At 49.2% G+C, this 7,451-nt stretch carries 11 protein-coding genes; all 11 read right to left on the reverse strand.

Going from position 1 to position 7,451, the window contains the following annotated elements; genetic code table 11:
• Window positions 1–108: 108 nt before the first annotated feature.
• Window positions 109–609 carry a ribonuclease HI gene (gene rnhA, locus HMPREF9538_RS15855; protein WP_032410487.1) on the reverse strand — a complete coding sequence of 167 codons (501 nt, stop codon included), beginning with the start codon at window positions 607–609 and terminating at the stop codon, window positions 109–111.
• Between the two features lie 650 nt (window positions 610–1,259).
• Window positions 1,260–1,484: a hypothetical protein gene (locus HMPREF9538_RS15850; RefSeq protein WP_009484852.1), complete on the reverse strand. Its 225-nt coding sequence runs from the start codon at window positions 1,482–1,484 to the stop codon at window positions 1,260–1,262.
• Window positions 1,485–1,660: 176 nt separating this feature from the next.
• The gene (locus tag HMPREF9538_RS15845; RefSeq protein WP_009484853.1) at window positions 1,661–2,275 is read right to left on the reverse strand and encodes a phage N-6-adenine-methyltransferase; all 615 of its coding nucleotides are present in this window, start codon (window positions 2,273–2,275) and stop codon (window positions 1,661–1,663) included.
• A gap of 169 nt (window positions 2,276–2,444) precedes the next feature.
• Window positions 2,445–2,798, reverse strand: coding sequence for a hypothetical protein (locus tag HMPREF9538_RS15840; protein ID WP_009484854.1), 354 nt, complete (start codon window positions 2,796–2,798; stop codon window positions 2,445–2,447).
• A complete protein-coding gene (locus HMPREF9538_RS15835; protein ID WP_009484855.1) occupies window positions 2,798–3,604 on the reverse strand; it encodes a hypothetical protein in 807 nt (268 codons plus the stop codon). The genes HMPREF9538_RS15840 and HMPREF9538_RS15835 overlap by 1 nt, the downstream gene beginning before the upstream one ends.
• A 136-nt stretch (window positions 3,605–3,740) precedes the next feature.
• Entirely contained in the window at window positions 3,741–4,283 is a 543-nt protein-coding gene (locus HMPREF9538_RS15830; protein WP_009484856.1) for a 3'-5' exonuclease, read from the reverse strand.
• A complete protein-coding gene (locus tag HMPREF9538_RS15825; protein ID WP_032410447.1) occupies window positions 4,280–4,687 on the reverse strand; it encodes a hypothetical protein in 408 nt (135 codons plus the stop codon). The genes HMPREF9538_RS15830 and HMPREF9538_RS15825 overlap by 4 nt, the downstream gene beginning before the upstream one ends.
• A 54-nt stretch (window positions 4,688–4,741) precedes the next feature.
• Complete coding sequence (locus HMPREF9538_RS0127505) at window positions 4,742–5,392, reverse strand: AAA family ATPase (RefSeq protein ID WP_009484858.1); 651 nt, start codon at window positions 5,390–5,392, stop codon at window positions 4,742–4,744.
• Window positions 5,389–5,871 (reverse strand): dihydrofolate reductase, encoded by a 483-nt coding sequence (locus HMPREF9538_RS15820; protein ID WP_009484859.1) that lies wholly within the window; start codon window positions 5,869–5,871, stop codon window positions 5,389–5,391. The genes HMPREF9538_RS0127505 and HMPREF9538_RS15820 overlap by 4 nt, the downstream gene beginning before the upstream one ends.
• Window positions 5,868–6,269: a hypothetical protein gene (locus HMPREF9538_RS15815; RefSeq protein ID WP_049127999.1), complete on the reverse strand. Its 402-nt coding sequence runs from the start codon at window positions 6,267–6,269 to the stop codon at window positions 5,868–5,870. Before HMPREF9538_RS15815 ends, HMPREF9538_RS15820 begins: the two co-directional genes overlap by 4 nt.
• 13 nt (window positions 6,270–6,282) lie before the next feature.
• Window positions 6,283–7,374, reverse strand: coding sequence for a thymidylate synthase (locus tag HMPREF9538_RS15810; protein WP_009484861.1), 1,092 nt, complete (start codon window positions 7,372–7,374; stop codon window positions 6,283–6,285).
• Window positions 7,375–7,451 lie beyond the last annotated feature (77 nt).

Consider the following 7,451-nt stretch of genomic DNA (forward strand, 5'->3'; position numbering starts at 1 on the left):
CCCCCCCCCCCTTACAGGTCGTCTCTTCCATGAGACAAGCGCTAACCGCGCTATCATCCTTGCAGACCAAAGATACAACACGCCAGTCAATAAGTAAACACTTACTTATTAATTATAGGCACAAATAGATTCGTAAATACGATCAACCATCGTTGGCGATTCAGCAGCCGATCGCGCCATCATGTCGCACAGCTCATTGTCTGGGTTTCCATCATGACCTTTAACCCAACACCAACGGACACGATGACCGGATACCGCAGCATCCAGCTCCTGCCAGAGATCCACATTTTTAACCCGCTCACCGTTCGCCAGCTTCCAGCCGCGCTTTTTCCAACCTTTAATCCACAGCGAAATGCCATTAATTAGGTACTGGCTATCCGTGTAGATCGTCACGTTGCATTTTTGATTAAGTAGATCCAACCCTCGGATCGCAGCGAGCATTTCCATGCGGTTATTGGTTGTGGAGCGAAAACCTTCTTGAACTGTTTTATAGTGTTCGCCAAAACGAACGATGGCCGCAACTCCACCAGCACCGCCTGGGTTCTTCAGGCATGATCCGTCCGTATACAGAACAACCTCTTTCAAACGCGGGTCAAATTTTGTCGCCATGTTTTTGTCAGAGATATGTTTCTGCCGGTTGTATTTGATGCCTTTTTGTTTTGTTGGTTTTTTCGCCATTTCGCCTTTCCAGTTCGTTGCCTTACGCTTCTCTGTTTCGCCGTTTCGCTGATGTTTTTAATCTTCTCGGTAGGGGCTGCTGGACATACTTATCCTAACGATTTCGTTAAAAAAACTTCGACCCATATTGTTTAACGGTTCGGTCGAATCAGTGTCTTTTTAATCGAAAAAGTTAGGCGTAAGTCCAGCAACTCCCCCTACTGGTAAGCACTTTCATTCTCGTGGAAAGGGCTTACTCGTATAGGTTCCTCTTAGAATTTAATGGTTGAGCTTTTATTCTGTGAGTCAGGTATCTAAGTCGCTCCCCCTGTCTCACAGCCCTGTAGCTTTTGCCCTCAACCGACGCGAGTTACCACTTCGCGTCCACACCGGCAATACAGACCCTATGCTACAAATCCCGTCTGGGCCTTCCCAAGAGCGCTTGCTCAAGGTTCTTTACTGCTCCACCAGTCCCGACCGTTTCTCACCGAGAGACTGGTGTCGTTGCCATTTTGTGTTAGCTTGGCTGCTAAAAAATTTGGGCTACCATTGGTAGCCCAGCAATGATACATGCCAGATATTTATAAGTAAATAATTACTTATCATCGAGCCTCAGAACGACCCTTGAGCTGCACCTCAAGTGCAAAGTTCGAGTTAATCAGGTCGCCAACCAGCATCCCGATCTCATCGACATGTTTACCTTCGCGCAGACTATCCACAACCCATTGATAGAGACTAAACGCCGTATCTCGCTTCTCCATCAGTCTGCGAGTGTTTTCCAGAAATTCGTTTTCCGCCAAGGCGACGATATTTGTTTCGTAAGTCATGCAGTGATCCTTTCGTTAGCTTAAAACCAGCTTAAAGCCAGTAAACCGGCTACAAAGCTGTAGTTTGAGGTGAGTGAAAAAAATAGACTCCAGAAAAACAGAGATTAAGGCACGTAAGTGCCTGAATCTCTTAAATAAGCCTGGCTCCTATATATATTTAATATCTTTTAAAGTCTTTAAAACATAATGGGGTGAAGAGGTTTCTTAACAGGCTTCTTTCGAGGCTTCCTCTTCGCCGTCAGCGGATCATACCCACCCAGCGACTTCATAACGCCTATGTCGATCTCTGTCGTCTGGTGTCCAGCAGCACCACAGAACCCACGGAAGACGAGCAACATGCTGCCTCCAGTGTTCTCTCTGACTTCAACCAGTCCCAGATTAGTGTCTGGCTCCATGAACGCCACGCGCCCGCCCACAATCAGCACAGTCTGGTTCGCACTGCGTTTCACATCCAGATACCACTGAGTGTCGAGGGACTGAGGAACGAGCATGACAGTTGTCACTCCGTTGGCCTGTTCACGCGTCGCGGCGTCAATCCATGGTTTGATTTTGGAGTAGGGCGGATTGAGAAACGCGGTCGTGCCAGGCGAACCCCAACTGGACTTTAACGCATCACGTTCAACGCCTATAAAATCAGGCAGGAGCGCATTGTCTTTATTGCACGCGACGTCGACCTGAAACTTCATGCCGAGATACGCCTCAATAGCTTTAAACAGCCATATAGGTGTTCTCCAGAGGTCTCGAAGACTACCGTCTCGCTCTCTGTTTTTGATTTTCTGAGAACCGTTCATACGCCCCCGTAAGTAGGTAAATGTTTACTTATTTTACAGTGTTGACTGTAACTAACAAGAGGATGTGTCGAGATCTGCTCTGTAACGCTCGGGATCGCGTTTTTTAGCGATGGATGATGCGATGATTATCTTCAAGGAAAAAGCCCACGAGGGGCTTTCCTGCTTCGTCTCACATGCTGGTGTCGATAAGTGGGACGGTGGCTTCTAAATCGGCGATATCCAGTGCGCCGTATATCAAGCCCAATCTCATTGGCACATTCATTCGTCTGTTGGCGTAGAGAAAAGCCATGGCGCCGGCGCAGTACGCCTCCTTTCCTGACGGTAGATATCGATCCCCGTCGTCGTCATATCTTCCGCCTGTTGAGTAGGTTGTTTTGTGGCACTGAAACGGTCTCTGATCGTCTACCAGTAAGTCATTTTTAATCTGTTCCAGACGTCCCTCATGAAGCTCTATACCTCCGTCCTTCAGGAAAGGGCAGTCAGGGCATGGTCTTTTCATCTGGAAAAGCCGCTTGATATCCATTACATCGCCTCGTTTTTGAACTTCTTAACCAGCGGGGAATCTTCATTCAACGTGAGCGTTTTGCCATCTTTGATCGCCATCCCCAATACCGGAAGGATGCTCATCATCTGTCCCGCCTGCGCTGATGCGGTCGATGAGGGGTATGGTTTAGTTGGGTTACTCATCATAGCCAGACGGAATCCTGCCGTATCGCTGGCACCTGTGTTAATTAGGTGAGTGACCGATATCTGGGTATATACGCTAAGCTCAGCCAGCCCCTGGCTCCAGGCCATGACGTTCTGAATCTTGTCCATCGCTTTTATCGGACAGGTATTATATCCATCCATGAAGGCTTTGCGCTCAAAACCTAGCTCAGCCATGACTTCGTCAGAAAGCTGATCCATCGAGAACCGTTTTTTGCGAGCGCCTGTTGAAGATGGTGAGCGTTTCGGCTTTTCAGGCTCTGACCTTGTTTCCGATGCCTGCTCTTCAACTACCGGCACTTCAGCCGGCGCTTCAACCGGTGCTTCAGCCGGCGCTTCAACCACTTCTATCGGTTTCTCAATCGGCTTAATTTCATCATCAATGTTACTCAGAAGCTCTTTTATTGCCTCTTCTTCACTTCTGACGGGCTTTTCAGCTGAGACTAGCGGCAAGAGTTCGCTGAACAGATCATCAGTTGTGTAGGTTGGTGACTTCTTCACTTCAACAACCTCTTCTTTCAAAACATCTGGCTCTTCGATGGATGAAAGGCCGTCCAGTTCGGATAGCATTGCAATCAGATCAGCGTTGCTGCTTTCTTTCGCGGTTGAATTTGTAGCGCTCATGTGTTTTTCCTTTGTGATAATCGTTTTGATGAAGCTATTTTGACATGTGTCATCAGGCAGAGAAGTGAATGAAACAGGTAAACAATTTGTTTTGAGGCATAATAAAAGCCGCCAGGAGGCGGCTTTGTGGTGGGTGTCAGGCGGGTATGGGGAAAAATCCGTAGTCATTTCTGGCCTTAATGAAGCACTGCATCATTAAGTCTGTATCGTATAGCGCCCCATGCGCCTTTTCTTCGTCATAAACGAACCCCATGGCAACGGCCAGCTCCTGCAATCGTGGGATCTTCCCACTTTCACACGCCCACCGCGCATCCATGGTATCGATCAGAGGTCGCTGAATTAATTCTACGCCGCAATCTCTCATTTGCTTGGTGATAAATGGAATATCGAATTGCCGACCGTTGTGAGCAACCCATACGTCCGCCGCGGCTAGTGCTTTAGCCAGCGAAGCGGCCTTGTCTTCGAATAGCGGGCAATCCGCCAACATCTCAAGTGAGATGTGATGAACCGCCTGTGCCTTCGCATCTATATTCCGTCTTGGATTGAACCGCAGCGATACTTCGTTAATCTTCCGCGAGGTCTCCAGCTCATATGAAACGAGAGCGATCTCAATAATTTTATGTCCCGAGTAGACGTCAAGACCTGTTGTCTCTATATCTATACCTGTTGCAACTGTCATAGTCGTTTCGCGCCCTGTTTGGTAAGCAGCTGTGCCACTTCCAGTGCCTTTTTAATCGTTCCGGCCGCGCTGTCGCACTCATAATCCATTGTGCGGTACTCGCTCGCCATAATTTTTACAGTGACCTTTCTTGCTGAAGTGTCTGGTGATACGGTGATGTACGCACCATTGGCGGTTTTCATATAGAGCGGAAACGGCGAAGGTCGCTCCTTCTCTATCGTATTCATCGCCTCTTCAAGAAGCTCAGCAACATCGACCCCAACCAGACCCATGACAGAGCAGAACACCGAATGAATCGCCGCCTTCGCTTCATTCGTCGTCATCAATCCACCAGTCTGTTTTTTGATAATGTCCACAAGGGTTTCTGAGACTTTTCTATCAAGCTCTTCGGCTGCGCTATACATGTGTTTTCCTCTGTTTTTTTTATTATTCTGACTCATGAGATCAGGGGTTCAACATCAATGACAAGGCTCGCACTTCATAACAGAATTTGAAGCAATGCTCCCGACGATTTCATCCAGAGCACTAACACGGAGTTCCAGATCAATGACATCGTCCCGCATAAACGCAAACCGGGATAAACCATCGCCAATCACCTTTTGCGAGAATGACAGGATCATCGAAGCCATGAGCATATTGATGTGGTTAACGTAGAACGGCTGCAGCGAGGCTCTCTGCTTTCGACAATGGTCTTGTGGGGAAAGTTGGACGCCGGGGCGTAGCATGAGGCACAGATTGAAATTCATCGCAGCCGCATCCAGGCAGACCATGTGAGTCTGGGCATATAATTCCAGCACTTCATCGTTTTTGTAGTGTTTGGCTGCAATGTCGTGGGTATACGCCATGACGTCGATCGGCGTGCGATCTATGATAAACCCGGTCTTGTGCAGACCTGGCGCTTCCGTAATACTCGCGATGTGGCCGGCCACCATTAGCTGTACCTTCATGCGCTCAACAACAGGCATATCATCTCGTGATAAATCGACGCCAATATCGCTGAGATAATCCCCGACTTTGGCGTCAAGGTACGGAATGCCGGATGCTTCACTGTATGCTTTCGCCAGCGTCGTTTTGCCCGTCCCCTGAGCACCGCATAGACCAATTTTCATTTCATCTTCCTGTAAACAATTTGTTTAAACGACGGCGAATTGTCATCACCAATAAATTCATTTACCACGTCAACCGCTTCAAACCCCATCTGACGCATCGCTTCAAAGGGGAAGAAAGCATCAGCGTCCGGCACTTCGACATTGATGTGGCTTAGCCAGACTTCCGTAACATGTGACAGCATCGCCTCGTACACAGCAGATCCACCGATAACCCAGGCATTGGGGAACTCGCGTAAACAGCGTTCGACTGAGGCGCTCTGGATGCCTTGCGGAACTTCAATACCTTGTGAACGCGTCAACATGACATTGCGTCGACCGGGTAGAGGTTTTCCAAGGCTCTGAGCCGTTTTTCTCCCCATGATCACGGTGAATCCGTGCGTCAGCTCTCTGAAGAGACGCAAATCTGCTGAGCATTTCCAAGGCAGATCATTTCCTCTGCCTATTTCAAAATTTCGGCCAACGGCCGCTATCATTCTCATCGTTGAACCTGGTAAATATGAGGTTTGTGCGGGTGGTTATTCGCCATGCTGATTAGCTTGTTGCCAGCACAAATCGCCATGACCAAAATATTTTCCCGCTGATTGTCTTTGATCCATCGCGTCAGATGCTCCACGCTCTCGGCCTGAACCAGATAGTCGTAGGCGACGCCGTGAGCGGAAAGCCACGCTCTGGTGACTTCCCGCTCTTCTTTCAAAAGTCGTTTGGTTGTGACCAGCACGATTTCAATGCCCGAGCGATAAAAGCCTTTCAGCATCCTGCTCGTTGGGTAAATCAGCTCGTCACCGGCCATCATGTCGATGCGGTCTTTTTCAATGTCGACGGAGGCCCGATGTCTGCTGTCTGCGACTACGTCATCCAGCTCCACGAGCGCAAACATTCCCTTAGCCATATCAAACAGCCACCGGCACTTTGATCCACGGATGCGGCGCGTAACCTTCGATGCGAACGTCCTGCCAGCGGAAGTCATCAATCTCTTTCCACGACTCGGGGAAAATGACGACCGGATCTGAATTTTCCGGGATGTCACGATCCATCATCTCGTTAACACCGCTCATGTGGTTTTCGTAGACGTGAACGTCCAAACCGAAGTGAGAGAACATCATCGGCATGTGGTTAGTGACCTGAGCAATCAGAGACGTCAGGATGCCGTAGCCGGCGATATTGAATGGCATACCCACGAATACATCGACGCTGCGCTGAATCATTGCAGAACAGAGCGCACGGCGTGGGATGTTCAATGAGTCCAGCATTTCCTCACTGGCTTCGCCACAACGCGCGATCTCAGCCAGCAGGGCCGTATAGCGTGACTCGTGTAGATACTTGGCGTGTACTTCACCGATGGCATTTGCCTGGCGTAGACGCTCTTCAAAGCCGAGTTCGCGGCTCCAAACGTGATACATGAAGTGGCAGGGGGGCAGCGCCATGTCTTCGAGTTCCCCAACATTCCACGCACTCATCATTATGCGGCGATCAGTCGGGTCGCGTCGTAGCTTGTCTACAATGCGCTGTAGCTGGTCAATTTCACGAGACAGAACAACGCGATCTTCTTCGACTCCGATGTAGCCTTCAGTTTTGTATCCACGGTATAGATAACTCTGGTAGTTTTTTACAAAGTCATATCGATCGACGATCCGGGTATCGTTCCAGCGACGCCATTGCTTGCCATATACCGGGCCTAATGTCCCATCCTCGCGCGTCCAGGCTTCCCAGATTTTGACGTCATGCTCACGGAGAAACGCAACGTCGCCGGTTCCTTTCAAATACCACTCAAGCTCTACAAGTAGGGGCTTCAGATTTACGGCTTTGGAGGAGATAAGCGGAACGGCAGCGCCCCAGAGCGGATACTGCGAATTCACATAGCAGGTTCCAATAGTGGGGGTTCCAGTGCGATTGTCTGACTTAATGCCGGAGGAGGCGGCTTCCGCGAGAACGCAGGCGTAGGATGAGTCGGTCAAAAGGCCGTTTTCGAATAGTTCGTTCATTGAGTCTCTCATTGATAAGTAATGATTTACTTATTTTACACAACAACAAGAGGTATTGTAGAAAAAAAAACGGGGGG

The organism is Klebsiella sp. MS 92-3, assembly GCF_000195655.1.
Classification (GTDB): Bacteria; Pseudomonadota; Gammaproteobacteria; order Enterobacterales; family Enterobacteriaceae; genus Klebsiella; species Klebsiella pneumoniae.

Coding starts and splice junctions, on each gene's coding strand:
- rnhA (WP_032410487.1), bottom strand. CDS start 609: ATGGCGACAAAATTTGACCCGCGTTTGAAAGAGGTTGTTCTGTATACG.
- HMPREF9538_RS15850 (WP_009484852.1), bottom strand. CDS start 1,484: ATGACTTACGAAACAAATATCGTCGCCTTGGCGGAAAACGAATTTCTG.
- HMPREF9538_RS15845 (WP_009484853.1), bottom strand. CDS start 2,275: ATGAACGGTTCTCAGAAAATCAAAAACAGAGAGCGAGACGGTAGTCTT.
- HMPREF9538_RS15840 (WP_009484854.1), bottom strand. CDS start 2,798: ATGGATATCAAGCGGCTTTTCCAGATGAAAAGACCATGCCCTGACTGC.
- HMPREF9538_RS15835 (WP_009484855.1), bottom strand. CDS start 3,604: ATGAGCGCTACAAATTCAACCGCGAAAGAAAGCAGCAACGCTGATCTG.
- HMPREF9538_RS15830 (WP_009484856.1), bottom strand. CDS start 4,283: ATGACAGTTGCAACAGGTATAGATATAGAGACAACAGGTCTTGACGTC.
- HMPREF9538_RS15825 (WP_032410447.1), bottom strand. CDS start 4,687: ATGTATAGCGCAGCCGAAGAGCTTGATAGAAAAGTCTCAGAAACCCTT.
- HMPREF9538_RS0127505 (WP_009484858.1), bottom strand. CDS start 5,392: ATGAAAATTGGTCTATGCGGTGCTCAGGGGACGGGCAAAACGACGCTG.
- HMPREF9538_RS15820 (WP_009484859.1), bottom strand. CDS start 5,871: ATGAGAATGATAGCGGCCGTTGGCCGAAATTTTGAAATAGGCAGAGGA.
- HMPREF9538_RS15815 (WP_049127999.1), bottom strand. CDS start 6,269: ATGTTTGCGCTCGTGGAGCTGGATGACGTAGTCGCAGACAGCAGACAT.
- HMPREF9538_RS15810 (WP_009484861.1), bottom strand. CDS start 7,374: ATGAACGAACTATTCGAAAACGGCCTTTTGACCGACTCATCCTACGCC.